The organism is Bartonella ancashensis, assembly GCF_001281405.1.
GTDB lineage: Bacteria > Pseudomonadota > Alphaproteobacteria > Rhizobiales > Rhizobiaceae > Bartonella > Bartonella ancashensis.
This window is the reverse complement of sequence record NZ_CP010401.1, coordinates 903242-928229: the sequence shown is the minus strand read 5'-3', so window position 1 is coordinate 928229 and position 24988 is coordinate 903242. Positions and strand designations below refer to the sequence as shown.

Here is a 24988-nt window from a genome sequence, read left to right as displayed (position 1 = left end):
ACTCCTGCAACTTTAAGATTCATCTACAATGCGAACAAGATGCCGAAGCTTAGAAATCATACCCCGTACACAGAGCGTATCTTCTAAAGTGCGACGATGATGCAGCCTACTTAAACCGAGCCCTCTTAACATCGCACGCTGAACCTGTGGCTTCCGAATTGGACTCGCAATCTGCTCCACCGTTATAGTTTTGCAAACTTTAGATTTCTTTTGAATCACTTCCTAATTCCTTTTCTAAGCTAAATATCGGAAATTATTCCTCAACACCAACAATATACTGACGGCGTGCTTGTAAAACTGAATATTTAATGCCACGCTGCATCGCAATATCCCTAGGATGTACCTGGTGTTTTAAAGCGTCAAAAGTTGCACGCACCATATTGTAGGGATTTGATGCCCCTAATGACTTCGCAACAACATCTTGAACACCAAGCGCCTCAAAAATCGCACGCATCGGACCACCAGCAATAATACCAGTACCTGCTGAAGCTGAACGTAGCAATACACGACCCGCTCCGTGGCGTCCTCCAACGTCATGGTGTAACGTACGTCCAGACCGAAGCGGAACGTAAATCATTTCGCGCTTGGCAGACTCTGTAGCCTTGCGAACAGCTTCAGGAACCTCACGGGCCTTACCATGACCAAAACCAACACGTCCTTTTTGATCTCCAACAACAACAAGAGCAGCAAAACCAAAACGCCGCCCCCCCTTCACAACCGTAGCGACACGATTGATATGGACAAGTCTATCGACCAACTCACTACTATTTTCACCACGACGCTCATCACGATCACTATGACCACTGCGCTCTTTTTGTGCCATTCCTCATTCCTCTTTCTTTTCCGGAAGCACGTCAACAGAGTCTCAAAAAAAATCAAAGAAACTCACACGAAACACCCTAAAACATTCTTACCTAAAAATTTAAACCACCTTCACGAGCAGCTTCAGCCAAAGCCTTAACCCTGCCGTGGTAAACATAAGCCCCACGATCAAAAATAACTTCACTAATACCAGCTTTTTTAGCACGTTCTGCAATTAACTTTCCAACAGCGGAAGCAGCCTTTTTATCAGAGCCACTACTTAAAGATTTTTTTAAATTTTCCTCAAGAGTACATGCAGAAACAAGAGTGCAGCCACGAGCATCGTCAATTACTTGAGCATAAATATTCTGATTTGAACGATAAACACTAAGACGCGGACGACCGTTAGCAGCAGCCCTAATCTGGCGACGAACTCGCTGTGCACGATGTCGAACAACTTCCCTAGATGAAACCATAATGCAAAATCCTTACTTCTTCTTACCTTCTTTGCGGACTATACGTTCATCTGCATACTTAATACCTTTACCTTTATAAGGATCAGGCCCACGATATTCACGAATCTCTGCAGCAACTTGCCCAACTTGTTGCTTGTTAATTCCAGAAACAACAATCTCCGTTGGTTTAGGAACCGTTACAACAACACCACACGGTACCTTATAAACAACATCGTGTGAAAAGCCTAGGGATAACTGAATATCCTTCCCCTGTAAAGCAGCACGATAACCAATACCATTTATCTCAAGCCGTTTTTCAAAACCATCCTTTACACCACGAAAAATGTTCTCAACCATAGATCGAGACATACCCCATTTAGAACGAGCACCTCTCGATTGATCGCGTGGAGAAACTAACACAACATCACCTTCAAGTTTGACCAAAACTTCATCATTAACAAGGTAACTTAACTCACCCTTTGGACCTTTCGCCTTAACCAACTGGCCCTCAACAGCAGCGGTAACTCCAGACGGGACCGAAATGGGCTTTTTTCCAATACGAGACATTTTGCTTTAACCTGCTTTTTCGTTTTTATGTAATATAGTAAATCAAAATACGCGACAGAGAAGTTCCCCACCAACGTTTTGTTCACGCGCCTCATGATCTGCCATCACTCCCTTAGGTGTTGATAAAATTGAAATACCAAGACCATTGGCCACCTGAGGAATGGATTTAGCAGAAACATATACACGACGACCGGGTTTTGAAACACGAGAAATCTCACGAATAACCGTAGAAGTTTCAAAATACTTCAACTCAATTTCGATTTCAGACTTCCCATTACCTAAATCAATACAGTTATACCCTCGAATATAACCTTCAGATTTAAGCACATCAAGAACCCGCGCACGAAGCTTAGAAGCAGGCGTAACAACTTTACCCTTTTTGCGACCAATTGCATTACGAATACGGGTCAACATATCACCAAGAGGATCTGACATAGACATTTTCGCCCCCTACCAACTAGACTTAACAACGCCGGGAATACGCCCTAAAGAACTAAGCTCGCGCAAAGCTATCCGCGACATCCTTAATTTACGATAATAAGCTCGCGGACGACCCGAAACCTCACAACGATTACGAACACGCACTCTCGCAGAATTGCGTGGCAACTGTGCCAACCGAATGGAAGCTTTAAACCGTTCCTCAAGAGAAACTTTCTGATCCATTACAACAGCCTTTAAACGCGCACGGCGCGCCGCATAACGCCTTACCAATACTTCACGACGTTTATTCTTTTCAACGGCACTCTCTTTGGCCATAATCTTACCTCACTACATTTGCCGTTACGAACGAAAGGGAAAATTAAAAGCACGCAATAACTCACGTGCTTCATCATCCGTCTTTGCTGTCGTACAAACGATAATATCCATACCCCAAATTTGATCAACTTTATCATAGTTAACTTCTGGGAACACAATGTGCTCTTTAATGCCCATAGCAAAATTTCCATGACCATCAAAACTTTTCGGATTTAAACCACGAAAATCACGAACGCGTGGAAGAGCAATTGTTACAAGACGATCCAAAAACTCAAACATCCGATCTTTACGTAAGGTAACTTTAGCTCCGAGCGGCATTCCTTCACGCACTTTAAATCCTGCAATAGAATTACGTGCACGGGTAATAACAGCTTTTTGACCCACTATTAGCGACAAATCCCCAGCGGCAATAGACGGTTTCTTCGAATCAGCCGTTGCCTCGCCAATCCCCATATTAATCACAACTTTATCAATGCACGGAGTCTGCATTTCATTCTTATAGCCAAACTTCTCTTGAAGCGTTTTGCGAACAACCTTAAGATAATGCACTTTCATGCGCGGCCTTTGTTTTTCTTCAGCCATTGATCAACTCTCCTGAACGCTTGGCAACACGAACTTTATTACCACCTGCATCCACACCAAAGCCTACACGTGTGGGCTTACCATCCTTAGGATCAGCAATTGCCAAATTAGACAAATGAATGAAAGCTTCCTTAGAAACAATTCCAGCTTCCTGCTTTTGCGTTTGGCGTTGATGACGCTTAACCATATTAATACCACGGACAAGAGCAACATCTTCCCTCGGCTTAACCTTGATAACTTCTCCACTCCGCCCCTTATCTTTACCAGACAAGACAACAACCTTATCACCCTTTCGAACCTTTTGCATAACACCCTCCCCTTTACAAAACTTCAGGAGCCAATGAAATAATCTTCATATGATTCCTACTACGAAGCTCGCGGGGAACCGGTCCAAAGATACGCGTACCTATGGGCTCTTTTTTATTGTCAACAAGAACGGCAGCATTCCTATCAAAACGAATTACACTACCATCTGCACGACGAATATCCTTGGCAGTGCGAACCACTACAGCTTTCATCACGTCACCCTTTTTCACGCGACCGCGAGGAATAACATCCTTAACCGAAACAACAATAATGTCACCAACTGAAGCATATCTCCGCTTGGAGCCGCCCAGTACCTTGATGCACATGACACGACGAGCGCCAGAATTATCAGCAACGTCGAGGTTTGTTTGCATCTGAATCATGACTGGCCACCTTTTCCTAAATCCTTATGTCTGACCACACCTTAAGCATGTCCAAACTTGCCTGCCAAAATAATAATAAAGCTACCTTCTTAAACTCAACAATGAAAAAAAGTCAAATTCAAAACAATTAGCTCGACTCAATACGCCACACTGTCTTTAACAACAATCCAACGCTTATCCTTCGAGATGGGCTTAGATTCCTGAATAAAAATCCTATCCCCAATCTTAAACTGATTACTTTCGTCATGCGCCTTATATTTTTTAGACTGCCTAACAGTTTTTTGAAGAAGTGGATGAGAATAACGCCTCTCCACCTTAACAACGACAGTCTTGTCACTCTTATCGCTAATGACAACCCCCTGTAAAATGCGTTTAGGCATCTTTCACCTTCCTTAAATTTTGTTCTCACTCATCTTCTGACGAAGAAAAGTCTTAATACGCGCAATATCACGGCGAACACTCCTAATACGCGCAGTTTTCTCTAATTGACCTGTGGCTTTTTGAAACCGTAAATTAAACTGCTCTTTTTTTAAATTAGCTAACCCATCTTTCATTTGATCGATTGTCTGTACTCTTAATTCTGCAGCTTTCATCACTTAACCTCTTTATTCAGCAATACGCTGTACGAAACGAGTTTTAATAGGTAACTTTGCAGCACCCAACCTTAGCGCTTCACGCGCCACATCCTCAGAAACACCGCCAAGCTCAAACATAACACGCCCGGGTGCAACACGTGCTGCCCAGTAATCAACACTACCCTTACCCTTACCCATACGAACCTCTGTCGGTTTAGAGGTAACCGGTAAATCCGGGAAAATACGAATCCACACACGTCCAGAACGTTTCATACAACGGGTAATAGCACGACGTGCAGCCTCAATTTGACGAGCAGTAATACGCTCAGGCTCAACGGCCTTTAAACCATAAGAACCAAAATTCAAATCCGTACCACCTTTTGAAGCCCCATGAATGCGCCCTTTGAACTGCTTACGAAACTTTGTACGCTTTGGCTGCAACATTATCTCTTACTCCACACCCTAATCTAATCAAAAACTAAGCACTTTCACGTCTACGATTCGATGAAGTCCCGGAATTGTCACTTTCCATAGAACGACTCTCCGAAGCCATCGGATCATGTTCAAGGATCTCTCCTTTAAAAACCCAAACCTTAACGCCACAAATACCATAAGCCGTTTTAGCTTCTGCCGTACCGTAATCAACATCAGCACGTAAAGTATGAAGTGGAACACGACCTTCACGATACCACTCCATGCGAGCAATTTCAGCACCACCCAAACGACCCGAACAATTGATACGAATGCCTTCCGCCCCAAGACGCATAGCTGACTGCATCGCACGCTTCATGGCCCGACGAAAAGAAACTCGACGTTCAAGTTGTTGAGCAATTGACTGCGCGATAATTATAGCATCAACCTCAGGTTTACGAATCTCGACGATATTAAGCGAAGTCTCTGCACTTGTCATATCAGAAAGTTTACGACGAAGCTTTTCAATATCAGCACCTTTCTTACCAATAATAAGGCCAGGCCGCGCTGAATGGATTGTTACACGACACTTTTTATGAGGACGCTCAATAACAACCTTAGATATAGCCGCCTGCTTTAACTCTTCCGTAACATATAACCGAATCTTTAAGTCTTCATGCAAAAGACGCCCATATTCACCACTATTAGCATACCAGCGCGAATCCCAAGTCCGGTTAACTCCAAGACGAAATCCTATTGGATTGATCTTCTGACCCATTATGCAGCCTTCCCTCTTTCAGTAACTTCACGAACAACAATAGTAAGGTGCGAAAATGGATGCTCAACACGACTAGAACGTCCACGCCCACGAACATGAAAGCGCTTCATCACAACCGACCTTCCAATATACGCTTCTGCAACAACTAACAAGTCAATATCAAGATCATGATTATTTTCTGCATTAGCAATTGCAGACTCAAGAGTTTTTCTGACTGTTTGAGCAATACGCTTGCGCGAAAACGTTAAATCAGCTAGCGCCACACTAACCTTTTTACCACGAATCATCGCCGCAACCAGATTGAGCTTCTGCGGACTAACACGAATAGTCCGAGTAACAGCCTTCGCCTCATTATCTTTAAGCTGGCGCAAAAGTTTAGCCTTACCCATTACTATTATTTCCTTTTCGCTTTCTTATCTGCACCGTGCCCATAATAAGTTCGAGTAGGAGAAAATTCTCCAAATTTATGCCCCACCATCTCTTCTGACACAGAAACCGGAATATGCTTATTGCCATTATAAACACCAAAGGTCAAACCAACAAATTGTGGCAAAATAGTAGAACGACGACTCCAAATCTTAATAACTTCATTACGTCCACTCGCACGAACTTTTTCTGCTTTCCCAAGAAGATAGCCGTCAACAAACGGACCTTTCCAAACTGAACGAACCACCTTAAACTACCTTTCTCATTTCTTGCGCTGATGACGCGAACGCATAATAAACTTATCAGTGGCTTTGTTGGAGCGCGTACGCTTACCTTTTGTAGGCTTACCCCAAGGAGATACGGGATGACGACCACCCGACGTACGACCTTCACCACCACCATGCGGGTGATCAATTGGATTCATAGCAACACCACGAACATGCGGACGCTTACCACGCCAACGAGATCGACCAGCTTTACCATCGTTAATATTTCCATGATCAGGATTAGAAACAGCACCAACAGTCGCAAAACAACTACTCGAAACTAAACGCTGCTCACCAGAATTGAGCCTAAGAATTGCCATTCCCTGATCTCGCCCAACCAATTGAGCATAAGCTCCAGCTGAACGTGCAATTTGCCCTCCCTTTCCAGGCTTCATCTCAACATTATGAATAATAGTACCCACAGGCATATTACCAAGAGGCATAGCATTACCAGGTTTCACATCAACATTTAGACCTGCAATTACTGAATCCCCAACATCAAGACGCTGCGGTGCAAGAATATAGCTCAACTGCCCATCTTCATAGCGAATTAAAGCGATAAACGCAGTACGATTAGGATCATACTCCAACCGCTCAACCCTCGCGGACATGTCATGCCTAAAACGCTTAAAATCAATTAGCCGGTAACTACGTTTATGCCCCCCACCTTGAAAACGGGCTGTAATCCTACCGTAATTATTACGACCACCTTTCGATGAAATCCCTACGGTTAAAGCCTTAACAGGTCCCCCTTTATGAAGACCAGAACGATCTACAATCACGAGCTGTCGTTGTCCAGGCGTTATTGGATTAAAGTTCTTAAGTGCCATATCTCCGAGTTCCCTTAAAGACCTGTAGAAAGGTCAATTGAATGACCTTTAGTTAAAGTAACGATCGCCTTCTTTATATTACTTTGTCGACCAACAACACCCTTAAAGCGTTTCACTTTTCCCTTACGTAAGGCCGTATTAACAGCTTTAACTTTAACACCAAAAAGCGCCTCAACAGCTGCCTTAATCTCTGGCTTAGTTGCCTTTAATGCAACATTAAAAACGACTTGATTGTATTCAGAAATCACCGTCGACTTCTCGCTAATAACAGGACTAACAATCACATCATAATGACGAAGATCCATCATTTGAAACGCTCCTCAAGAACTTCCACGGCCTCTTTTGATAATACAAGCTTGTTACGACGCAAAATATCGTAAACATTGACTCCTTGAACAGGCAAAACATCAACATTAGGAATATTAGATGCCGCACGCAAAAAATTTACATTAATTTCCTTAGAACCAACGAGAAGAGCATTATCAAAATCCAGTTTAGCAAAACTTTCAGCTAGCACTTTCGTTTTAGGACTTGAAATATCCAATTTATCCACAACAATCAAATTACTTGCCTTAAACTTCGCAGATAAAGCAAAACGTAACCCAAGAGCACGAACTTTTTTTGGGAGATCATGAGCATGACTCCGCAATACCGGACCATGCGCTTTCCCACCACCACGAAACTGCGGAGCAGAAGCAGACGAACGCCGTGCACGTCCAGTACCCTTCTGTTTAAACATTTTTGCTCCTGTCCGAGACACATCAGAGCGCCCTTGCACCTTATGCGTTCCTTGCTGACGACGCGCAAACTGCCAACGAACAACACGCTGCAGAATATCCTCACGAGGAACAAGATCAAAAATGTGCTCAGAAATACTCAACTTCCCAGCCTCTTTTCCATCGAGAGTTCTAACAATTACATCCATCATTCAACTCCCTCACCCTCAGAAATCTCTGCTACTGGAAGAGCTGAATCTACCACCTTTTCTTTCGCAAAACAACAAACAGCAGCAGGTTTCGGAACACCATCAGGAAGAGGCTTTTTTATGGCATCTCTTACCAAAACCCAACCTCCTTTAGAACCAGAAACCGAACCGCGTACCAAGATCAAGCCACGATCAACATCCGTAGAAACAACTTCTATGTTTTGTGTTGTCACACGCACCTGCCCCATATGGCCGGCCATTTTCTTACCTTTAAATACTTTGCCTGGATCCTGACACTGACCTGTTGAACCATGCGCGCGATGCGTAATTGAGTTACCATGCGAAGCCCTATGCCCACCAAAATTGTGACGCTTCATAACCCCAGCAAAACCCTTACCTATACTCACACCTGTTACATCAACTTTCTGCCCAGGAATGAAATGTTCTGCCGTAATTTCAGTTCCAACATCAAGTAAATTATCCGGTGTAACACGAAATTCTGCAATTTTAGCCTTAGGCTCTACTGAAGCACGACTAAAATGACCACGAAGAGCCTTCGAAGTGTTTTTAATTTTCGTAAATCCTACACCTAACTGAACAGCAGTATAACCATTTTTTTCAATTGTACGCTGAGCAACAACTTGACAGTTATCTAGACGAAGTACCGTTACTGGCACATGCTCACCAGAATCACTATAAACACGAGTCATGCCCAATTTTTGTGCTATTACACCTGAACGCATTGGGTTTGTTCCTTCCGTTCTCAAACCTCAGAGCTTGATTTCAACATCCACACCAGCAGCAAGATCGAGCTTCATAAGCGCATCTACTGTTTGTGGCGTTGGATCAACAATGTCAAGAAGACGCTTGTGCGTGCGCATTTCAAATTGCTCGCGACTCTTCTTATCTATATGTGGTCCACGATTAACCGTAAATTTCTCAATCCGCGTTGGAAGCGGAATTGGACCACGAATATTCGCACCAGTACGCTTGGCAGTCGACACAATCTCACGCGTCGACACATCAAGAATCCGATGATCAAACGCTTTTAGACGAATGCGGATATTTTGACTACTCATGCTCTCTATTTCCCTGCTTACATAGAACGCCTTAATAATAAGGCGCTCCTTAATATACATTTTATTCAACAATTTTAGAGACGATACCTGCTCCGACGGTGCGGCCACCTTCACGGATCGCAAAACGCAACTTTTCCTCCATTGCAATTGGAACAATCAGAGAAATATCCATCGCAACATTATCACCGGGCATAACCATCTCCGTACCTTCAGGAAGAGTAACAATCCCCGTCACATCCGTAGTACGAAAATAAAACTGTGGACGATAATTTGTAAAGAAAGGCGTATGACGACCCCCCTCATCTTTCGTTAAAATGTAAGCTTCGGCTTTAAACTTAGTATGAGGTGTAACAGAACCAGGCTTCGCCAAAACTTGCCCACGCTCAATCCCTTCACGATCAACACCACGAAGCAAGGCACCAATATTATCACCCGCCTGACCTTGATCCAAAAGCTTACGAAACATTTCAACGCCCGTAACTGTTGTCTTCGACGTAGGACGAATCCCTATAATCTCAATTTCTTCACCAACTTTAATAACACCACGCTCAACACGACCTGTAACAACCGTTCCACGACCCGAAATCGAAAAAACATCCTCAATAGGCATCAAAAAAGGCTGATCAATTGGACGTTCTGGCGTCGGTATATACTTATCAACCTCACTCATTAAAAGGCGAACAGCATCCTCTCCTATACTCTTGTTGGAATCTTCAAGAGCCGCCAAAGCGGAGCCTTTAACAACAGGTATATCATCACCTGGAAAATCATACTTCGAAAGAAGTTCTCGAACTTCAAGCTCAACAAGCTCCAAAAGCTCCGCATCATCAACCTGATCAACTTTATTCAAAAAAACAACAATCGCAGGAACACCCACCTGACGCGCCAACAAAATATGTTCACGTGTCTGAGGCATCGGACCATCCGCTGCAGAAACAACCAATATAGCACCATCCATTTGAGCTGCACCCGTGATCATGTTCTTTACATAATCAGCATGACCAGGACAATCCACATGCGCATAATGGCGTTGCTCCGTTTCATATTCAACGTGCGCAGTTGAAATAGTTATGCCACGAGCCCGCTCTTCAGGCGCAGCATCAATCTGATCATACGCTTTGAACTCACCAAAATACTTCGTAATCGCTGCAGTCAACGAGGTCTTACCATGATCAACGTGACCAATCGTTCCAATATTAACATGCGGCTTCGTACGTTCAAATTTGCTCTTCGCCATTGAGCTCTCCATATTTTTGTCCAAACAAAGAACTTAAGTTATAATCGATACGCGACCAAAATCACGCATATTTTTTCTGTATCTCCTGAGCAACTGCTAAAGGAGCGGGTTCATAATTATTAAACTGCATCGTATATTGAGCACGCCCCTGACTCATGGAGCGAAGCGCATTCACATAACCAAACATATTTGCTAAAGGAACCATTGCATTGACTACCGTTGCAATACCTCGAGCCTCTGTCCCTGAAATTTGACCTCTACGAGAATTCAAATCACCAATAACGTCACCAACATAATCCTCAGGCGTTACAACTTCGACCTTCATAATAGGTTCAAGAAGCTGTGCACCAGCTTTTTTTGCCCCTTCCCTGAAAGCCGCACGCGCAGCAATTTCAAAAGCCAATACAGAAGAGTCAACATCGTGATAAGCACCATCAACTAAGGTAGCCTTCACACCAAGCATAGGGAACCCCGCAAGAGGACCTGAACCCATAACACTCTCTATACCTTTTTGAACCCCTGGAATATACTCTTTTGGGACAGCACCACCAACAATCTTTGATTCAAATATAAAATCATCACCATCATGAGGTTCAAAGATAATCTTAACACGAGCAAACTGACCGGCACCACCAGATTGTTTTTTATGAGTATAATCAATTTCAGCAAGCTTCGTAACCGTTTCACGATAAGCAACCTGTGGCTGCCCAACATTGGCCTCAACTTTAAATTCACGCCGCATACGATCGACGATAATATCAAGATGAAGTTCACCCATCCCGGCAATAATTGTTTGACCAGATTCCTCATCCGACTTAACACGAAAAGAGGGATCTTCTGCTGCCAAACGACTAAGCGCAATACCCATTTTTTCTTGATCTGCTTTCGTCTTCGGTTCAATTGCAATTTCTATAACGGGCTCAGGAAACTCCATACGCTCCAAGATGATAGGCTTCAAAGGATCACAAAGAGTATCACCTGTTGTTGTTTCTTTGAGACCAGCAAGAGCAACGATATCTCCGGCAAAAGCTTCCTCGATATCTTCACGAGAATTTGAATGCATCTGAAGCATACGACCCAAACGCTCCCTTTTCCCCTTTACAGTATTCTCAAGAGAAATACCTTTCTGAACCTTACCGGAATAGATACGACAAAATGTCAATGAACCAACAAATGGATCGTTCATAATCTTAAAAGCAAGCATCGAGAGTGGAGCATCATCTGAAGATTCGCGGACAGTCTCCGCTTCAGTTTTAACATCAACACCATTAATAGCTGGAACATCAACAGGAGAAGGAAGATAAGAAACAACCGCATCCAAAAGAGGCTGAACTCCCTTGTTTTTAAAAGCCGTGCCACAAAGAACTGGATGAAACTGAACTTCTATTGTCCCTTTACGAATAAGAGCTACAAGCTGCTCATTGGTTGGCATAACACCCTCCAAATAAGCCTCTGTAGCAGCTTCATCAACCTCAACAGCCATCTCAATCAACTTCTCGCGATACTCGCGTGCCTTTTCTTCCAATTCAGCAGGAATATCACACACTTTAGCCGGAGAGCCGATAGAACCATCCCAAACCAAAGCTTTCATTTCGATGAGATCAACAACGCCCTCAAAATCATTTTCAGAACCTATAGGCAATTGAACAACAAGCGCCTTGGCTCCTAATCTCGAACCAACCATCTCCACACTACGATAAAAATCGGCTCCGATTTTATCCATTTTATTAACAAAAACCATACGTGGAACGTGGTATTTTTCAGCCTGCCGCCAAACAGTTTCCGTTTGAGGCTCTACACCAGCGTTAGCATCTAACAATGCAATAGCCCCATCAAGAACACGCAAAGAACGCTCAACTTCAATCGTAAAATCAACGTGTCCAGGTGTATCAATAATATTAAAACGTCTCTTCCGACCATCAGGACCTTGCCAAAAAGTCGTTGTTGCAGCAGACGTAATAGTAATGCCTCGCTCTTGCTCTTGCTCCATCCAATCCATCGTAGAAGCACCGTCATGGGTTTCACCAATCTTATGATTTTTACCCGTATAAAACAAAATACGCTCAGTCATCGTGGTTTTACCGGCATCAATGTGTGCCATAATACCAAAATTTCTATAATCTTCGATTTTATATTCGCGAGCCATTCTACTTGCCTTAAATTCCCTGAACACAGTCACCAGCGATAATGAGAAAACGCACGGTTAGCCTCAGCCATACGATGGACATCTTCACGCTTTTTCACTGCAGCACCACGATTATTAGCCGCATCAACCAACTCACCCGAGAGACGAGCAATCATCGTCGTTTCATTACGCCCACGCGCCGCTGCAATTAACCAGCGAATAGCAAGAGACTGACGACGATCCGGACGCACATCTATTGGAACCTGATAAGTCGCACCACCAACACGACGAGAACGAACCTCAATATGAGGAGAAACATTCTCTAAAGCCTGATGAAACAAAACAACAGGGTCCGTTTTCACTTTTTCTTTTACTAAATCAAGCGCACCATAAACAATACGCTCTGCAACAGACTTCTTGCCATCAAACATGATAACATTCATAAACTTCGCTATAACCAAATCACCAAACTTAGGATCTGGATTAATTTCACGTTTCTCAGCTCTATGACGACGGGACATTAGACTCTATCTTTCAAACTACTTTGGACGCTTTGCACCATACTTCGAACGACGCTGCTTACGATTTTTTACACCTTGTGTATCAAGCAAACCGCGAACAATATGATAACGAACCCCTGGCAAATCCTTCACACGACCACCCCGAATCATAACAACAGAGTGTTCCTGCAAATTATGCCCCTCACCAGGGATATAACCAATCACCTCAAATCCATTTGTTAAACGAACCTTGGCAACCTTACGAAGAGCGGAATTCGGTTTTTTGGGTGTCGTCGTATACACACGAGTACACACACCACGCTTCTGCGGATTCTGCTGAAGGGCAGGAACTTTGTTACGTTTAACCGGCGCAACACGCGGCTTACGAATTAACTGATTTACGGTAGGCATATAACCTTCCTCTTTAAAACAATCTGCATTCATCTCACCCAATTTGGGCTATTTTCGCCTATCCTAAAACAGAACAAACATCTTAACACATAAAAACGGGCACGACTGAACCACCAGCTTACCCGATCACAAGCAGAGGAGGTAAAGACCTCTTGCATCAGCACTTGCTTTTAATCTTAACGACGATCCCTACCTCGAAGAAAACCCAAGCCAAACCCCGGTCAACATCCTCGCGTCGACTGCCGATAGATCCTAATAGCGAGAACCCAAACATTCGTCAAGTACCAAACACGAGAAAGTTAATTAAAATGCAAATAAAACCGCATCATACTGAAGTTTTGTTTCAAGAACATAATCACTGTTACATCTACATTGTAACAACTACACATGTTCAAGCTTAAAATTTAAGTCATGCCGCAATCAATTAAAACACCTTGCTAACTACACCCATAGTGATACAATCAGCATCATGAAAATTGCAACATGGAATATCGCTGGAATAAAAGCACGATATGAGACGCTTTGCGAATGGCTCGAAAAAAACAAACCTGACATAGTTTGTCTTCAAGAAACTAAAACTGTCGATGAACAATTCCCACGTAACGAAATAGACGAACTTGGCTACCATATAGAAACATGTGGTCAGAAAAGTTTTAATGGTGTTGCTCTTCTCTCCAAAAAAAAACCTGATGAAGTTATCTACCGTTTACCAGGTAGCTCCGAAGATATGCAGGCGCGCTACATTGAGGCTGTTTATTCTACAGATAAGGGTGCTATGCGTGTTGCTTCTATCTACCTTCCAAATGGAAACCCTATAAACAGTGAAAAATACCTTTATAAAATGGAGTGGATGGAAAGACTATATGCGCATGCACAATCACTACTTGCACATGAAGAACCTCTTATTTTAGCAGGTGATTTCAATGTCATATTAACCTCACTAGATGCAAAAAATCTTCAAGAATGGAATGATGATGCTCTCTTTCTTTTGCAAACAAGACAAGCATTCCGACGCATTCTCCATTTAGGTTTTTACGATGCTATCCGCAATGTTACAGACAATTCTTCATTCAGCTTTTGGGATTTTCAAGCTGGTGCATGGCCTAAAAATAATGGTATTCGTATCGATTATTTATTGCTATCACCCGAAGCTATTGATCAGCTTTCTTACGCTTGCAGCCAAAAAGAAATCAGAGGTTGCCAGAAACCATCAGACCATGTTCCCATTTGGATCGAACTCAATTCTTATTTTCACAGATGATACTTGTTTCATCGAGGTAACAAAAAAATATCCCACCTCACATAAAAACATGCTACGTTGTGCGTGAAAGCATATCGCCAAATTAGAAGTGGAGGACGTAATGAAAAGATCGTTATTAGCATTAGTTGCAACGACCATAATTGGACTTATAACAAGCATCGCATACGCTCAAACCGACACTCTCGCAAGAATCAAAGAAACAGGAAGAATCACTCTAGGCGTCCGCGAATCGTCAGGCCTAGCTTATGCTCTTGGTAACGGCCAATATACAGGATTTCATACGGAAATGGCAAAGCGTATCATTAGTGATATCTCAAAAAAAATTGGGAAATCCCTAAAAATTCGCTATTTGCCTATTACCTCTCAGAATAGAATTCCTCTCCTCCAAAATGGGACTTATGATTTCGAATGTGGTTCCACGACAAACGATTCTGCTCGACAACGAGCAGCAGCGTTTGCTTATACAACCTATGTTGAAGAAGTTCGAATCGCAGTAAAAAAAGATTCTGGTATCAAATCCATCAAAGATTTAAATGGCAAAACAGTTGCAACTACCACTGGGACAACCGCCATTCAACTCCTTCGCCAGCACGGACGTTCTGACAACATTAATTTTAGAGTTATTAACGGTAAAGATCATGCTGATAGTTTTTTGCTATTGCAATCTGGTCGTGCTGATGCTTTCGTTATGGATGTTTCAATTCTCGCTGCAAATATTGCTCGATCGAGGGTTCCATCTGATTACATAATCCTTGATTCTGTACTCTCGGTTGAACCTATTGCGTGCATGCTTCGGTTAAATGATACAGATCTTGAACAAGCGATAAACGACAGTATTGTGCATCAAATTAAAGAAGGATCTCTAGAACAACTTTACAACAAATGGTTTATGGAACCAATTCCTCCTACAAACACCGTTCTTTCCCTCCCTTTATCCAAAATAACGCGGGATGCTTGGGAAAAACCAAACAATAACCCTAAAGAATTTTACGAAAATAACCTATAGTTATAAGCTTCTATGCAAGGTGCAATCTCTCTCTTTTTAAAAAATAGAGTGAGATTGTTTCTTTTAGTAAACTTAATTGCAATTATAACCAACCCATGTAGCAAAGATTTGATGGTTGGTTGATTTCAGGGAATATCTATTAATGAACTTTTCTTTCCTTTGCACGGATGATCTCACTCAAATGCCGGTAATTGGGTGCTTTGGAATCCCTGGTGTAAGTCATACTTATCTGGACACATTGCTTGATAGTTTTAAAAACACGGCTGTACTATCTATAACTTCACTGATGTTGGCTGTATTTGTTGGTATTATCATAGGAACAATGCGCACTTTACCTAATACTTCCATAATTAATCGCATATGTCGCGCTATTGGAAGGATATGGGTAGAAGTTATGCGCAACATTCCCCTTCTGGTGCAAATATTCTTGTGGTACTTTGTAGTTCCCAGTATTTACCCACCAGCAATGAATCTTCCGCCAATTATATTAGTAACCTGTGCTCTAGGATTCTTTACATCCGCACGCGTAGCAGAACAAGTACGCTCAGGGATTGAATCCATTCCTTCCGGGCAACGACATGCGGCAATGGCTATGGGATTCAAAACTTACCAAATATATCTTTATATCATGATACCACGTGCTATTCGAACCGTCATGCCACCATTAACTTCGGAAGCAATGGGTATAGTAAAAAATTCGTCTGTGGCATTCGCGGTATCTATTCATGAATTAATGCAGTTTCAATATCAAACAATTGAAGAGGTAAGTCACGTTTACGAAAATTATATGCTCGTTACAATCCTTTATGTTGTTTTGTCGTTATGTATATTCATCGTAATGACAACAATCGATAAAATGCTCAAAATTCCTAGTTTTAAAACGCAGGAGCTTTAATATGACGAATTTTATGAGTTCATTTTTATCTTACTCTCCTCTCAATTTTTCAGGATTTGATTTTTCCTTTTTTACTTTTGATGTATTTAGCTCCTACATTCTATCAGGCCTTCTTTTTAGCATCTTTTTAACTCTTGTAGCGACATTTTTTGGAATCATCTTTGGTGTATTATTAGCAATGATGCGGCTTTCTTCCATTAAAGTACTTGCCTGGTGCGCTACGTTCTATGTAACTACCATGCGTTCAATACCGCTGATTATGGTTATTTTACTGTTTTTTGTACTCCTTCCCTTTTTGATCGGTACATCAATCGGCACAAATAAATCAGCATTGATTACGTTTTCTGCGTTTGAAGCAGCTTATTTTTCAGAAATTATGCGTGCTGGCATACAATCAATTTCGCTGGGACAAAAACACGCAGGGCAAGCACTCGGGATGACATATTGGCAAAAAATGTGTATTGTAGTCCTTCCTCAAGCATTCAGAAATATGCTCCCTGTCTTTCTGACGCAAATTATCATTCTCTTTCAAGATACAACTCTCGTTTATGCAATTAGTGGTGATAGCCTACTCAATGGCTTTGATATTGTTTCTAACAATTTTGGCGTGAAGCCAGAAGCTTATATATTGGCAGCCACTTTCTACTTTGTTATCTGCTTCACATTATCGCAAATTGTCTTGTATCTGCAGAAAAAAATATCCATTGTTCGATAGTATAGGAAAAAAATGTCTACTCATATGATCCAAATAAAAAATGTCTCCAACTGGTATGGAGAAATTAATATTCTCAAGAACTGTACAACCAATATCAGCAAAGGAGAAGTCGTTGTAGTTTGTGGTCCTTCTGGATCAGGAAAATCAACTTTTATTAAAACTATCAACGCATTAGTACCTTTTCAACAAGGTGAAATTTGGATTGATGGAATACCTGTTCATTCAAAAAAAACAAATTTGCCTAAATTACGCAGTCATGTAGGAATGGTGTTTCAGCATTTTGAACTTTTTCCCCATTTATCTGTTACAAAAAATCTAACAATTGCACAGACCAAAGTTCTAAAACGTAGCAAAAAAGAAGCTCTTGATCGTGGCATGTTCTATCTTGAACGAGTTGGTCTCATTGAACACAAAGATAAGTACCCTGGTCAACTTTCTGGAGGTCAACAGCAACGTGTTGCCATTGCTCGTGCCCTAACAATGGATCCATTAGTTATGCTTTTTGATGAACCTACTTCAGCTTTAGATCCTGAAATGGTAAGTGAAGTGCTAGATGTTATGACTAGCTTAGCAGAAGAAGGCATGACGATGATTTGTGTAACTCATGAAATGGGTTTTGCGCAAAGAGTATCAAAGCGCGTTATTTTTATGGATCAAGGCGCAATTCTTGAAGATTGTCCATCTGAAGAATTTTTCTCCAATCCACAAGCAAGAACCCCACGAGCTCAAGAATTTTTATCAAAAATCTTCAATCATTAATGAGTAAAATTTTAGCCTCCCTTTATGTAAGCCTTATACTTAAAATTGATCAAAACGGATATCCAAACATATCCTGAAATTTTTTCGTGTTTTTTAACATATTTTTTTGAAAATATTATAGCTTATTATTTATAACTAATGGGAAATAATAGAATGAATAAAACTCAGACGACTAAATATCTCTACAATTTATTTTAGCTTCCTCTGTAACGTTGAAAACCATATTCAAATGCATTGTAAGGTCTTTTGTACAACGCATGACATGGTTTTTATCAACTTGAACGCATTCAAAGATAGACTTCTTAGTTTTATAGGCTTTCAGTTTCTATGAACTACCACTGCACATAACTACAGTATCTTTACCTTGTAACAAAGATACAAAATTTAGATTTAATGCAAGAATACAGGCTATAAAAAATAATAACAAAAATGCTAGGCTAAACGCTTCAAAGCAGAAGAAAACTTTTCTTTTGAAGCATGTAGTTCCGTAATTCTCCTACGTTCGCCTTCAACAACCTCTGGCTTTGCATTCTCTATGAACTTTTTATTGCTTAGTTTAATTGATATTTTTTCAATGTCTTGTTCGATTATACGGATGTCTTTTGCTAAACGTGCACGCTCAGCATTTAAATCAACAAGCTCTCCTAATGGTAGACAAAAAACATCTTCTTCAAAAATTATCTGAGCTGACTCAGCTGGTATTTCGTCAGCAAAACCTATCGTCTTAATACGTGCCAATCTCTTTAAAACAGCTTCATAAAGCTGTACACGCATTTGCGTCTCTTTTTTCCCTTTTACAATCACAAGAGGTGCAAACGCAGCCGCTGGAACATTCATTTCAGAACGAACAGAACGAATAGTACTAATCACACTAATAAGCCAATTAATATCAGTTAAAGCACATTCATCTACGAATGTTATCTGAGGCCACTCTGTCAATGCTAAGACATCTTCACGTCCTGCATCACTCGTTGCCGTTAACGACCATAACTCTTCTGTTATATGCGGCATAAAAGGATGAAGAAGCTTGTATACTGCGTCAAGAACCCAAGCAGTACACGCTTGCGCTTCCTCTTTGGAATCTTTGTCTCCTTCTTGAAAGACTGGTTTAAGAAACTCAAGATACCAATCACACAATGCATTCCAAATAAATTTATAGAGTATACCTGCAGCTTCATTAAATTTGTGATTCTCAATATGTTCCGTCACCATCGAAGCTGTCGTCGACAATTCTGTTAAAATCCAACGATTAAATGCAAGTTTTGCCTTCTCCGGTTTAAAAGATAAATCGTGCCTAACATTATTCATCTCTGCAAATCGCGCTGCGTTCCATAATTTCGTAGCAAAATTACGGTAACCAGCTATACGAGAAGGATCCAGTTTTACATCACGACCTTGTGCTGCCATAATAGCCAAAGTAAAACGCAATGCATCCGCACCATATTGGTCAATGAGCTCTAACGGATCAATAACATTCCCTTTTGATTTTGACATTTTTGCGCCTTTTTTATCTCTGACGAGAGCATGCACATAAACAACCTGAAAAGGAACTTCACCCATAAAATGAATACCCATCATCATCATACGAGCAACCCAGAAAAAAATAATATCAAACCCAGTTACTAATAAAGATGTGGGGTAAAAAGTCGCTAGTTCAGCCGTCTTATGAGGCCAACCTAAAGTTGCAAAAGGCCAAAGTGCTGATGAAAACCAAGTATCTAAAACATCTTGGTCCCGTACCAACTGTACTTCCTCACCGTAATGAGATAACGCTGAAGTAAAAGCTTCTTTTTCATTTTTTTCAACAAAAACTGTACCATCAGGACCATACCAAGCAGGTATTTGATGTCCCCACCACAACTGACGAGAAATACACCACGGTTGAATATTTTCTATCCAATTGAAATAAGTCTTCTTCCAACTATCTGGAACAAACCTTGCTTTTCCACCACGCACAGCTTCTATAGCTGGCTTTGCCAATTCTGAAGTGTTGACGTACCATTGATCCGTCAAAAAAGGTTCAATAGGTACTCCACTGCGATCACCATGAGGAACAGCATGTAAATGATCATCAACAGCTACTAAATATCCTCCCTCTTTCATGAAAGAAACAAGTGCTTCTCGAGCTACAAAGCGATCAGATTTATCCAAGATTTCTACTATTTTTTTAAGCTCATCAGATGGAACTAAGCCTTCAAAAAATGCTTCATTATCACGCAAAAAGATTTCTGCGTTTTTCGTAAAAATATTAATTAAAGGTAAATCATGCCTTTGTCCAACTTCAAAATCATTAAAGTCATGTGCAGGTGTAATTTTGACAGCACCACTTCCCTCTTCGGGATTGGCGTAAGAATCAGCGACAATTAGTAATCTCCGACTGACAAACGGTAAAATAGCATACTGCCCTACAAGATTCTTATAGCGGCTATCTTCAGGATTAACTGCAATTCCTGTATCACCCAACATCGTTTCAGGACGCGTCGTTGCAACTGTTATAAAAGTTGTAGGGTCATTGGGATTAAAAATTTTCCCCTCAAGTGGATATCTAAAATGCCATAAATGACCTTTAGTCTCCCTTGGTTCAACTTCAAGATCCGAAATAGCCGTTAACAACTTCGGATCCCAATTTACCAAACGTTTGTCCTTATATATTAACCCTTGCTTGTAAAGTGTAACAAAAACTTCACGAACAGCTTCTGAAAACCCTTCATCCATTGTAAATCGCTCACGCGACCAATCACACGAAACACCAAGACATCTCAACTGACTCGCAATAACGCCACCCGTTTTATGACGCCATTCCCAAATACGCTCAATAAACTTTTCTCGCCCCATTTCTTGACGCGTGGATCCTTGCTGTACTGCAAGCTGACGCTCGACAACCATTTGCGTCGCGATTCCTGCATGATCCATACCAGGTTGCCATAAAACATTTTTCCCGCGCATCCTATGAAAACGCACCATAATATCCTGAATAGTTGCATTTAACGCATGCCCCATATGGAGTGAACCCGTCACATTTGGCGGTGGTAGCATCACAGAATATGCTTTTTCATTTTTGCCTGAACTCACCCATGCTTTAAAAGCATTACGTTCTTCCCACCGCTTCGCAATACGCAACTCTACAGAAGAGGCATCATAGGTCTTTTCTAGCATGCCCATAACCCACCTAATTCACAATACCGCTGAAAAACACACCAAATATCTCCACAATATTCATGTGACTTACAATTCTATCTGCTTTAAGCAGTTCAAAACCTCAAATGACTTTTTCACTAAACAAAAAGAAATTAAGATAAATTTCTAACTTTTTTTAAAATTTCTTCACGTAAAATTTTCTCAAGAAGAATAGGAAGTTGATCTTGTAACCATTCAGACACAGCTGGACGTAATATGTCCTCCGCAACCTTTTCTGCAGAAGAAACAAGATGCTTAGACAACTCCACATCGTGAGAAATTATATCTTCCTGTTGTAACACATTGACCTCATTACTATACATCCCCACTTTATGAACGGAACTTTTCTCTTTAGGAGAGGACTCCATTTTCTTTTCATTTAGCTCCCTCATACTGCCCTCTGCCCCCATATCATTTTCTATTTCTGCCTTATCTTCTACCTGCATGAAAGATAAATCTTCCATGTCAGAAGGAAGGCCAATTCGATCAGCTAAAGTTTTCATTGCATCATCAACCGACAAACTGGTCTCATAAATACCATCTTCAAAATAAGATCCGAAAGAACCTTTTTCGGTAACATCGCTCAGAACATTTTCCGCACCCGAAGCCTGATCAGATTGAACAGTATTTTCTTCAATTATTTCACGAATAGATGTCAAAATCTCATCCATGCTTGGCTCACGTAACGCACCTGAACTTTGTACCATATCTAAAAACCTCTCAAAAACGCAAATCGTCATATGACTGTAGCAAAAGAACCAAACAATGAACATGTCTCCTTGTCTCTAATAAGAAAACACGCACAACTTTCTTCCTTTCAATAACAAAACATAATCCCTAAATCGTATTTTATCCTATCCATAACCTCTACCCCCCTATTGAGCAGGCTGAGTATTTTCTAAACCCAAATAACTTGCAGTCAACTTACCAACAAAAGATTGAAGATTATAACCTGCAATGACGACATTTTTCTCCGCATTTGCCAAGGAAATTTGCGCACCAATCAAATGTGTCCGAGAATTTAAAACATCTAACAAAGTCGCCTGCCCTACATAATTTTCTTGTATACGTCCCTTAAAAGCAATTTCAGCAGCATGAACACTTTTGCGATATGCTTCAGCAGATGCACGCGCACTCTCCAGCTGAAACCAAGCAGATGTAATTGCTTGTTTTATATTGCTTTTTGCTAATTCAAGCTGAAGGCTAGCTTGTTCAAATCTTGCTTTTGATTGGCGAATTTGCGCGGATGTACGCCCACCTTCAAAAATCGGAACATTCAAAGAAATCCCCACAGAATGAGATGTATGATCTAATTCTGGACTAGTATAGGTTCTATTATAAGATGTTGTTGCAGAAAAATCTATCTTTGGAAGCAGAGCTCCCTCCTGAGCTTTTACACTATACAAACTCGCATCAGCCAAGTACTTCGCATAAAGAACTGTTGGATGTGTCGCAATACTATCCCGGTAACCAACATCAAGACTTTTAGGCAGTTCTTTTGCCCCCGAAGGCGGCTCCAAATCAGCAGCCTCAGTTCCTACAACTTGCTGATAAACAGCTTCTGCTGACTTTACTTCAGAACGCGCCAAACTAAACTCAGAAACAGCAACAGCGTATGCTGCCTGCGCCTGAGCAAAATCAACCCCAGCAGCCTCTCCAACATCGAGCTTTGCTTTAGTTGAATTAACAAGTTCTTCAAGAGAAGCCAAATTCTCCTTGCGCAACTCAGCAACACGACGTGCCTGATACACGTTAGTATAAGCTGTTACAACATCTAAAAATAAATTTTGCTCAGCATTACGCAAATATTCGCGTTGAGCCTTCAGCTTAATCTGAGCTGAAAGAAACAAATTTTGTGTAACAAAACCATCAAATAATCTTTGATTTACCCTTATTCCTATGGATCCAGAATTACTATAAGAGCCTCCAACGTTATTGCCCCGATTATAGCTCCCAAACCCATCGATCTGTGGGAAAAAACCGGCACGCGCAATTGCTACATCATCACTTGAAATACGCATAGCCACACGCTCATTATTTAATTTGATATTATGCACATAAGCTTTGGCTAAAGCATCCTCTAATGTATCAGCATAAACTGAACTAGACACCAAAATTCCCAGAACAAAAAATGGATATATTTGAAATTTCTTGCTTATTTTGAACATAATACGAACTCCAAACTAATCATACAATCCCCTACCTGCCGCTTACATACTGAAGTACTAAAATACAAAACAAGGCTCTTTCAAAAATCCTGGAACAGGCTTCACAGAAAGATTAAAATCTCGGCGAACTGAGATACCTGCATCTTCTTTTACATAAATTTGTGCAACGCCTGCATTACCATGCCCTTTAACGACAACAAGTCGTCCACCTTCTTTCATTTGATCAAAGATATCCTTCGGAATAAAATCGACTGCACCTTCAATAAAAACTAAATCATAGGGTGCCTTGACAGTATAACCTTTTTCTAGTGCCCCACAAACAACAAGCACATTACTACATTGATGGTCTCGCAAAATCTTGGCGGCTCGTTGTGAAAGCGACTTATCACTCTCCAACGCAATAACAGACTTTGCAATTCTAGAAAGCAAAGCTGCACAATAGCCAACGTTTGCACCAATATTCAGCACGACGTCTGACGATTTTACTGCTGAAAGCTGCAATAATTTAGCCAAGGCTGCAGGCTTCATTAAACAACGCTCAGAAACACCACTCTGTTTTGGAGAAACAACGACATCAAGATCAAAATAGCTCAATCCTTTAGAATCCTCTAGCACAAAATCTTCACGCGGTACTGAAAGAAACGCTTCGAGGACTGACAAATCCGTTACATCTACAGTGCGGATTTGGTTATCAACCATTTTACGACGGAGTTCTGTAAAATTTGCAATCATAACTAGCCGATTTCCTTACCTACGTTAAAGAGCGTAGCCAACAACGTATTAAAAAATTGAAGTGGAAAATACAAACATACCCCAACTCCGAAGTTGTGGCAAAAAAGCGCGCCACAGTCAATGACAAGATTCCAATCACACTCCTTTTCGCAAACCTAAAGTGCTCCAAACGGAACTATAACACAAGCTAAAGTGAATCAATACTTCAAAAAAAACTGGAGGCCTCGCCCGGAATCGAACCGGGATACAAGGATTTGCAGTCCTCTGCGTAACCATTCTGCCACGAGGCCCTGTTAGAGACTGTCAATAAGGGAAGGTAACTCATTCGTCAAGATGCAAGAAGATCCTCTGAGCTTTTTTCCGCTCTCTATGTAATTTTTGATGTTTTTATATAGATAAAGAAATTTTTTCCTTTGCAAATCAATATTGCTTTGCTATAGCCCATGCATATCTGAATGTTGAGTATCATTCCTCGGTAGCTCAGCGGTAGAGCAACCGGCTGTTAACCGGTTGGTCGCTGGTTCGAATCCGGCCCGGGGAGCCATTCTTTCTACATATTTCTTTTCACTGAAATTCTTTGAATCATGGAATATTCTCTAAGTTCCTATTATGTGATGGTCCTAATTTTTCAAAGCAAAGGGTTGAAATGCGAGCCTCTCTTTGTGTTATACTGTTTGTATTGCTTCATTTTGTATTTTACATATAAAACATACAACGAAAACAATCTTTTTTTCCGAAAAAAATTTAAAGAAAATATTCTCTTCATGCTCTAGAAAAATAAAATTATTGCCTTCTACAGATATTTTTCTCCACCTCATGTATTTCTGGATGTTCTGTGCTCAAAAATAACACAAATTAGATG

General features: G+C 41.1%; 33 protein-coding genes and 2 tRNA genes. 6 read left to right on the top strand and 29 right to left on the bottom strand.

What is annotated here, in order from left to right:
• Window positions 1–12 precede the first annotated feature (12 nt).
• The 24 genes from rpmD to rpsL form a co-directional block, all read right to left on the bottom strand.
• On the bottom strand, window positions 13–219 hold the full coding sequence (gene rpmD, locus PU02_RS04150) for a 50S ribosomal protein L30 (protein WP_053944200.1): 207 nt from the start codon (window positions 217–219) through the stop codon (window positions 13–15).
• A gap of 34 nt (window positions 220–253) precedes the next feature.
• Window positions 254–823, bottom strand: coding sequence for a 30S ribosomal protein S5 (rpsE, locus tag PU02_RS04145; protein WP_053944199.1), 570 nt, complete (start codon window positions 821–823; stop codon window positions 254–256).
• A gap of 91 nt (window positions 824–914) precedes the next feature.
• Window positions 915–1277: a 50S ribosomal protein L18 gene (gene rplR, locus PU02_RS04140; protein ID WP_053944198.1), complete on the bottom strand. Its 363-nt coding sequence runs from the start codon at window positions 1275–1277 to the stop codon at window positions 915–917.
• Window positions 1278–1289: 12 nt separating this feature from the next.
• Complete coding sequence (gene rplF, locus PU02_RS04135) at window positions 1290–1823, bottom strand: 50S ribosomal protein L6 (RefSeq protein ID WP_053944197.1); 534 nt, start codon at window positions 1821–1823, stop codon at window positions 1290–1292.
• A gap of 42 nt (window positions 1824–1865) precedes the next feature.
• Window positions 1866–2264, bottom strand: a complete 399-nt coding sequence (rpsH, locus tag PU02_RS04130; protein WP_053944196.1) for a 30S ribosomal protein S8 — start codon at window positions 2262–2264, stop codon at window positions 1866–1868.
• 9 nt (window positions 2265–2273) lie between these two features.
• Window positions 2274–2579 carry a 30S ribosomal protein S14 gene (gene rpsN, locus PU02_RS04125; RefSeq protein WP_053944195.1) on the bottom strand — a complete coding sequence of 102 codons (306 nt, stop codon included), beginning with the start codon at window positions 2577–2579 and terminating at the stop codon, window positions 2274–2276.
• A 24-nt stretch (window positions 2580–2603) separates the two neighbouring features.
• The gene (rplE, locus tag PU02_RS04120) at window positions 2604–3161 is read right to left on the bottom strand and encodes a 50S ribosomal protein L5 (protein WP_053944194.1); all 558 of its coding nucleotides are present in this window, start codon (window positions 3159–3161) and stop codon (window positions 2604–2606) included.
• Window positions 3154–3468 (bottom strand): 50S ribosomal protein L24, encoded by a 315-nt coding sequence (gene rplX, locus PU02_RS04115; RefSeq protein ID WP_053944193.1) that lies wholly within the window; start codon window positions 3466–3468, stop codon window positions 3154–3156. The genes rplE and rplX overlap by 8 nt, the downstream gene beginning before the upstream one ends.
• Window positions 3469–3481: 13 nt before the next feature.
• Entirely contained in the window at window positions 3482–3850 is a 369-nt protein-coding gene (gene rplN / locus PU02_RS04110) for a 50S ribosomal protein L14 (RefSeq protein WP_053944192.1), read from the bottom strand.
• A 137-nt stretch (window positions 3851–3987) separates the two neighbouring features.
• The gene (gene rpsQ / locus PU02_RS04105; RefSeq protein ID WP_053944191.1) at window positions 3988–4230 is read right to left on the bottom strand and encodes a 30S ribosomal protein S17; all 243 of its coding nucleotides are present in this window, start codon (window positions 4228–4230) and stop codon (window positions 3988–3990) included.
• Between the two features lie 12 nt (window positions 4231–4242).
• A complete protein-coding gene (gene rpmC / locus PU02_RS04100) occupies window positions 4243–4443 on the bottom strand; it encodes a 50S ribosomal protein L29 (RefSeq protein ID WP_053944190.1) in 201 nt (66 codons plus the stop codon).
• A gap of 12 nt (window positions 4444–4455) precedes the next feature.
• The gene (gene rplP, locus PU02_RS04095) at window positions 4456–4869 is read right to left on the bottom strand and encodes a 50S ribosomal protein L16 (RefSeq protein ID WP_053944189.1); all 414 of its coding nucleotides are present in this window, start codon (window positions 4867–4869) and stop codon (window positions 4456–4458) included.
• A gap of 34 nt (window positions 4870–4903) precedes the next feature.
• Window positions 4904–5614: a 30S ribosomal protein S3 gene (gene rpsC, locus PU02_RS04090; RefSeq protein WP_053944188.1), complete on the bottom strand. Its 711-nt coding sequence runs from the start codon at window positions 5612–5614 to the stop codon at window positions 4904–4906.
• Window positions 5614–6003, bottom strand: coding sequence for a 50S ribosomal protein L22 (gene rplV, locus PU02_RS04085; RefSeq protein ID WP_053944187.1), 390 nt, complete (start codon window positions 6001–6003; stop codon window positions 5614–5616). The genes rpsC and rplV overlap by 1 nt, the downstream gene beginning before the upstream one ends.
• Before the next feature lie 5 nt (window positions 6004–6008).
• A complete protein-coding gene (gene rpsS, locus PU02_RS04080; RefSeq protein ID WP_007552546.1) occupies window positions 6009–6287 on the bottom strand; it encodes a 30S ribosomal protein S19 in 279 nt (92 codons plus the stop codon).
• A gap of 15 nt (window positions 6288–6302) precedes the next feature.
• Window positions 6303–7136 (bottom strand): 50S ribosomal protein L2, encoded by an 834-nt coding sequence (rplB, locus tag PU02_RS04075; protein ID WP_053944186.1) that lies wholly within the window; start codon window positions 7134–7136, stop codon window positions 6303–6305.
• Window positions 7137–7150: 14 nt separating this feature from the next.
• The gene (locus PU02_RS04070; protein ID WP_053944185.1) at window positions 7151–7444 is read right to left on the bottom strand and encodes a 50S ribosomal protein L23; all 294 of its coding nucleotides are present in this window, start codon (window positions 7442–7444) and stop codon (window positions 7151–7153) included.
• A complete protein-coding gene (rplD, locus tag PU02_RS04065) occupies window positions 7441–8061 on the bottom strand; it encodes a 50S ribosomal protein L4 (RefSeq protein ID WP_053944184.1) in 621 nt (206 codons plus the stop codon). The genes PU02_RS04070 and rplD overlap by 4 nt, the downstream gene beginning before the upstream one ends.
• Window positions 8061–8804, bottom strand: a complete 744-nt coding sequence (rplC, locus tag PU02_RS04060; RefSeq protein ID WP_053944183.1) for a 50S ribosomal protein L3 — start codon at window positions 8802–8804, stop codon at window positions 8061–8063. The genes rplD and rplC overlap by 1 nt, the downstream gene beginning before the upstream one ends.
• A gap of 27 nt (window positions 8805–8831) precedes the next feature.
• On the bottom strand, window positions 8832–9140 hold the full coding sequence (gene rpsJ / locus PU02_RS04055) for a 30S ribosomal protein S10 (RefSeq protein WP_053944182.1): 309 nt from the start codon (window positions 9138–9140) through the stop codon (window positions 8832–8834).
• 61 nt (window positions 9141–9201) lie between these two features.
• Window positions 9202–10377 (bottom strand): elongation factor Tu, encoded by a 1176-nt coding sequence (gene tuf / locus PU02_RS04050; protein ID WP_053944181.1) that lies wholly within the window; start codon window positions 10375–10377, stop codon window positions 9202–9204.
• A 61-nt stretch (window positions 10378–10438) separates the two neighbouring features.
• Window positions 10439–12523 (bottom strand): elongation factor G, encoded by a 2085-nt coding sequence (fusA, locus tag PU02_RS04045; RefSeq protein ID WP_053944180.1) that lies wholly within the window; start codon window positions 12521–12523, stop codon window positions 10439–10441.
• A gap of 29 nt (window positions 12524–12552) precedes the next feature.
• A complete protein-coding gene (rpsG, locus tag PU02_RS04040) occupies window positions 12553–13023 on the bottom strand; it encodes a 30S ribosomal protein S7 (protein WP_053944179.1) in 471 nt (156 codons plus the stop codon).
• 18 nt (window positions 13024–13041) lie between these two features.
• Window positions 13042–13413 carry a 30S ribosomal protein S12 gene (gene rpsL / locus PU02_RS04035; protein ID WP_053944663.1) on the bottom strand — a complete coding sequence of 124 codons (372 nt, stop codon included), beginning with the start codon at window positions 13411–13413 and terminating at the stop codon, window positions 13042–13044.
• A 469-nt stretch (window positions 13414–13882) separates the two neighbouring features.
• Between rpsL and xth the strand changes: the two genes are divergently transcribed.
• The 5 genes from xth to PU02_RS04010 all read left to right on the top strand — a co-directional run bounded on the left by xth (window position 13883) and on the right by PU02_RS04010 (window position 18049).
• Window positions 13883–14674 carry an exodeoxyribonuclease III gene (gene xth / locus PU02_RS04030; RefSeq protein ID WP_053944178.1) on the top strand — a complete coding sequence of 264 codons (792 nt, stop codon included), beginning with the start codon at window positions 13883–13885 and terminating at the stop codon, window positions 14672–14674.
• A gap of 100 nt (window positions 14675–14774) precedes the next feature.
• The gene (locus PU02_RS04025; RefSeq protein ID WP_053944177.1) at window positions 14775–15680 is read left to right on the top strand and encodes a transporter substrate-binding domain-containing protein; all 906 of its coding nucleotides are present in this window, start codon (window positions 14775–14777) and stop codon (window positions 15678–15680) included.
• A gap of 142 nt (window positions 15681–15822) precedes the next feature.
• Window positions 15823–16575 (top strand): amino acid ABC transporter permease, encoded by a 753-nt coding sequence (locus tag PU02_RS04020; RefSeq protein WP_053944176.1) that lies wholly within the window; start codon window positions 15823–15825, stop codon window positions 16573–16575.
• Between the two features lies 1 nt (window position 16576).
• Window positions 16577–17290, top strand: a complete 714-nt coding sequence (locus PU02_RS04015) for an amino acid ABC transporter permease (protein WP_053944175.1) — start codon at window positions 16577–16579, stop codon at window positions 17288–17290.
• Between the two features lie 12 nt (window positions 17291–17302).
• Complete coding sequence (locus PU02_RS04010) at window positions 17303–18049, top strand: amino acid ABC transporter ATP-binding protein (RefSeq protein WP_053944174.1); 747 nt, start codon at window positions 17303–17305, stop codon at window positions 18047–18049.
• A gap of 432 nt (window positions 18050–18481) precedes the next feature.
• Here the strand turns inward: PU02_RS04010 and PU02_RS04005 are convergent, their stop codons facing one another.
• The 5 genes from PU02_RS04005 to PU02_RS03985 form a co-directional block, all read right to left on the bottom strand.
• A complete protein-coding gene (locus PU02_RS04005) occupies window positions 18482–21205 on the bottom strand; it encodes a valine--tRNA ligase (protein ID WP_053944173.1) in 2724 nt (907 codons plus the stop codon).
• Window positions 21206–21339: 134 nt separating this feature from the next.
• Window positions 21340–21933 carry a DUF2497 domain-containing protein gene (locus tag PU02_RS04000; protein ID WP_053944662.1) on the bottom strand — a complete coding sequence of 198 codons (594 nt, stop codon included), beginning with the start codon at window positions 21931–21933 and terminating at the stop codon, window positions 21340–21342.
• Between the two features lie 168 nt (window positions 21934–22101).
• Entirely contained in the window at window positions 22102–23394 is a 1293-nt protein-coding gene (locus PU02_RS03995) for a TolC family outer membrane protein (protein ID WP_053944172.1), read from the bottom strand.
• Between the two features lie 57 nt (window positions 23395–23451).
• Window positions 23452–24126, bottom strand: a complete 675-nt coding sequence (locus tag PU02_RS03990; RefSeq protein ID WP_053944171.1) for a protein-L-isoaspartate O-methyltransferase family protein — start codon at window positions 24124–24126, stop codon at window positions 23452–23454.
• A 216-nt stretch (window positions 24127–24342) separates the two neighbouring features.
• A tRNA-Cys gene (locus tag PU02_RS03985) sits at window positions 24343–24416 on the bottom strand.
• A 179-nt stretch (window positions 24417–24595) separates the two neighbouring features.
• Here PU02_RS03985 and PU02_RS03980 point away from each other — a divergent pair.
• A tRNA-Asn gene (locus PU02_RS03980) sits at window positions 24596–24670 on the top strand.
• The last annotated feature ends 318 nt before the right edge of the window (window positions 24671–24988 follow it).

What these genes read in the sequence shown, in the direction of transcription:
- rpsN (WP_053944195.1), bottom strand. Translation starts at nt 2,579, where the DNA reads ATGGCCAAAGAGAGTGCCGTTGAAAAGAATAAACGTCGTGAAGTATTG.
- rplN (WP_053944192.1), bottom strand. Translation starts at nt 3,850, where the DNA reads ATGATTCAGATGCAAACAAACCTCGACGTTGCTGATAATTCTGGCGCT.
- rplR (WP_053944198.1), bottom strand. Translation starts at nt 1,277, where the DNA reads ATGGTTTCATCTAGGGAAGTTGTTCGACATCGTGCACAGCGAGTTCGT.
- rpsL (WP_053944663.1), bottom strand. Translation starts at nt 13,413, where the DNA reads ATGCCTACCGTAAATCAGTTAATTCGTAAGCCGCGTGTTGCGCCGGTT.
- rpsC (WP_053944188.1), bottom strand. Translation starts at nt 5,614, where the DNA reads ATGGGTCAGAAGATCAATCCAATAGGATTTCGTCTTGGAGTTAACCGG.
- PU02_RS04010 (WP_053944174.1), top strand. Translation starts at nt 17,303, where the DNA reads ATGTCTACTCATATGATCCAAATAAAAAATGTCTCCAACTGGTATGGA.
- rpsQ (WP_053944191.1), bottom strand. Translation starts at nt 4,230, where the DNA reads ATGCCTAAACGCATTTTACAGGGGGTTGTCATTAGCGATAAGAGTGAC.
- rplF (WP_053944197.1), bottom strand. Translation starts at nt 1,823, where the DNA reads ATGTCTCGTATTGGAAAAAAGCCCATTTCGGTCCCGTCTGGAGTTACC.
- PU02_RS04070 (WP_053944185.1), bottom strand. Translation starts at nt 7,444, where the DNA reads ATGATGGATCTTCGTCATTATGATGTGATTGTTAGTCCTGTTATTAGC.
- PU02_RS04020 (WP_053944176.1), top strand. Translation starts at nt 15,823, where the DNA reads ATGAACTTTTCTTTCCTTTGCACGGATGATCTCACTCAAATGCCGGTA.
- rpsE (WP_053944199.1), bottom strand. Translation starts at nt 823, where the DNA reads ATGGCACAAAAAGAGCGCAGTGGTCATAGTGATCGTGATGAGCGTCGT.
- rplV (WP_053944187.1), bottom strand. Translation starts at nt 6,003, where the DNA reads ATGGGTAAGGCTAAACTTTTGCGCCAGCTTAAAGATAATGAGGCGAAG.
- rpsJ (WP_053944182.1), bottom strand. Translation starts at nt 9,140, where the DNA reads ATGAGTAGTCAAAATATCCGCATTCGTCTAAAAGCGTTTGATCATCGG.
- tuf (WP_053944181.1), bottom strand. Translation starts at nt 10,377, where the DNA reads ATGGCGAAGAGCAAATTTGAACGTACGAAGCCGCATGTTAATATTGGA.
- PU02_RS03990 (WP_053944171.1), bottom strand. Translation starts at nt 24,126, where the DNA reads ATGATTGCAAATTTTACAGAACTCCGTCGTAAAATGGTTGATAACCAA.
- rplC (WP_053944183.1), bottom strand. Translation starts at nt 8,804, where the DNA reads ATGCGTTCAGGTGTAATAGCACAAAAATTGGGCATGACTCGTGTTTAT.
- rplD (WP_053944184.1), bottom strand. Translation starts at nt 8,061, where the DNA reads ATGGATGTAATTGTTAGAACTCTCGATGGAAAAGAGGCTGGGAAGTTG.
- rplP (WP_053944189.1), bottom strand. Translation starts at nt 4,869, where the DNA reads ATGTTGCAGCCAAAGCGTACAAAGTTTCGTAAGCAGTTCAAAGGGCGC.
- PU02_RS04025 (WP_053944177.1), top strand. Translation starts at nt 14,775, where the DNA reads ATGAAAAGATCGTTATTAGCATTAGTTGCAACGACCATAATTGGACTT.
- rplX (WP_053944193.1), bottom strand. Translation starts at nt 3,468, where the DNA reads ATGCAAAAGGTTCGAAAGGGTGATAAGGTTGTTGTCTTGTCTGGTAAA.
- PU02_RS04000 (WP_053944662.1), bottom strand. Translation starts at nt 21,933, where the DNA reads ATGGTACAAAGTTCAGGTGCGTTACGTGAGCCAAGCATGGATGAGATT.
- PU02_RS04015 (WP_053944175.1), top strand. Translation starts at nt 16,577, where the DNA reads ATGACGAATTTTATGAGTTCATTTTTATCTTACTCTCCTCTCAATTTT.
- PU02_RS04005 (WP_053944173.1), bottom strand. Translation starts at nt 21,205, where the DNA reads ATGCTAGAAAAGACCTATGATGCCTCTTCTGTAGAGTTGCGTATTGCG.
- xth (WP_053944178.1), top strand. Translation starts at nt 13,883, where the DNA reads ATGAAAATTGCAACATGGAATATCGCTGGAATAAAAGCACGATATGAG.
- rpsG (WP_053944179.1), bottom strand. Translation starts at nt 13,023, where the DNA reads ATGTCCCGTCGTCATAGAGCTGAGAAACGTGAAATTAATCCAGATCCT.
- rplB (WP_053944186.1), bottom strand. Translation starts at nt 7,136, where the DNA reads ATGGCACTTAAGAACTTTAATCCAATAACGCCTGGACAACGACAGCTC.
- rplE (WP_053944194.1), bottom strand. Translation starts at nt 3,161, where the DNA reads ATGGCTGAAGAAAAACAAAGGCCGCGCATGAAAGTGCATTATCTTAAG.
- rpsH (WP_053944196.1), bottom strand. Translation starts at nt 2,264, where the DNA reads ATGTCTATGTCAGATCCTCTTGGTGATATGTTGACCCGTATTCGTAAT.
- PU02_RS03995 (WP_053944172.1), bottom strand. Translation starts at nt 23,394, where the DNA reads ATGTTCAAAATAAGCAAGAAATTTCAAATATATCCATTTTTTGTTCTG.
- fusA (WP_053944180.1), bottom strand. Translation starts at nt 12,523, where the DNA reads ATGGCTCGCGAATATAAAATCGAAGATTATAGAAATTTTGGTATTATG.
- rpmC (WP_053944190.1), bottom strand. Translation starts at nt 4,443, where the DNA reads ATGAAAGCTGCAGAATTAAGAGTACAGACAATCGATCAAATGAAAGAT.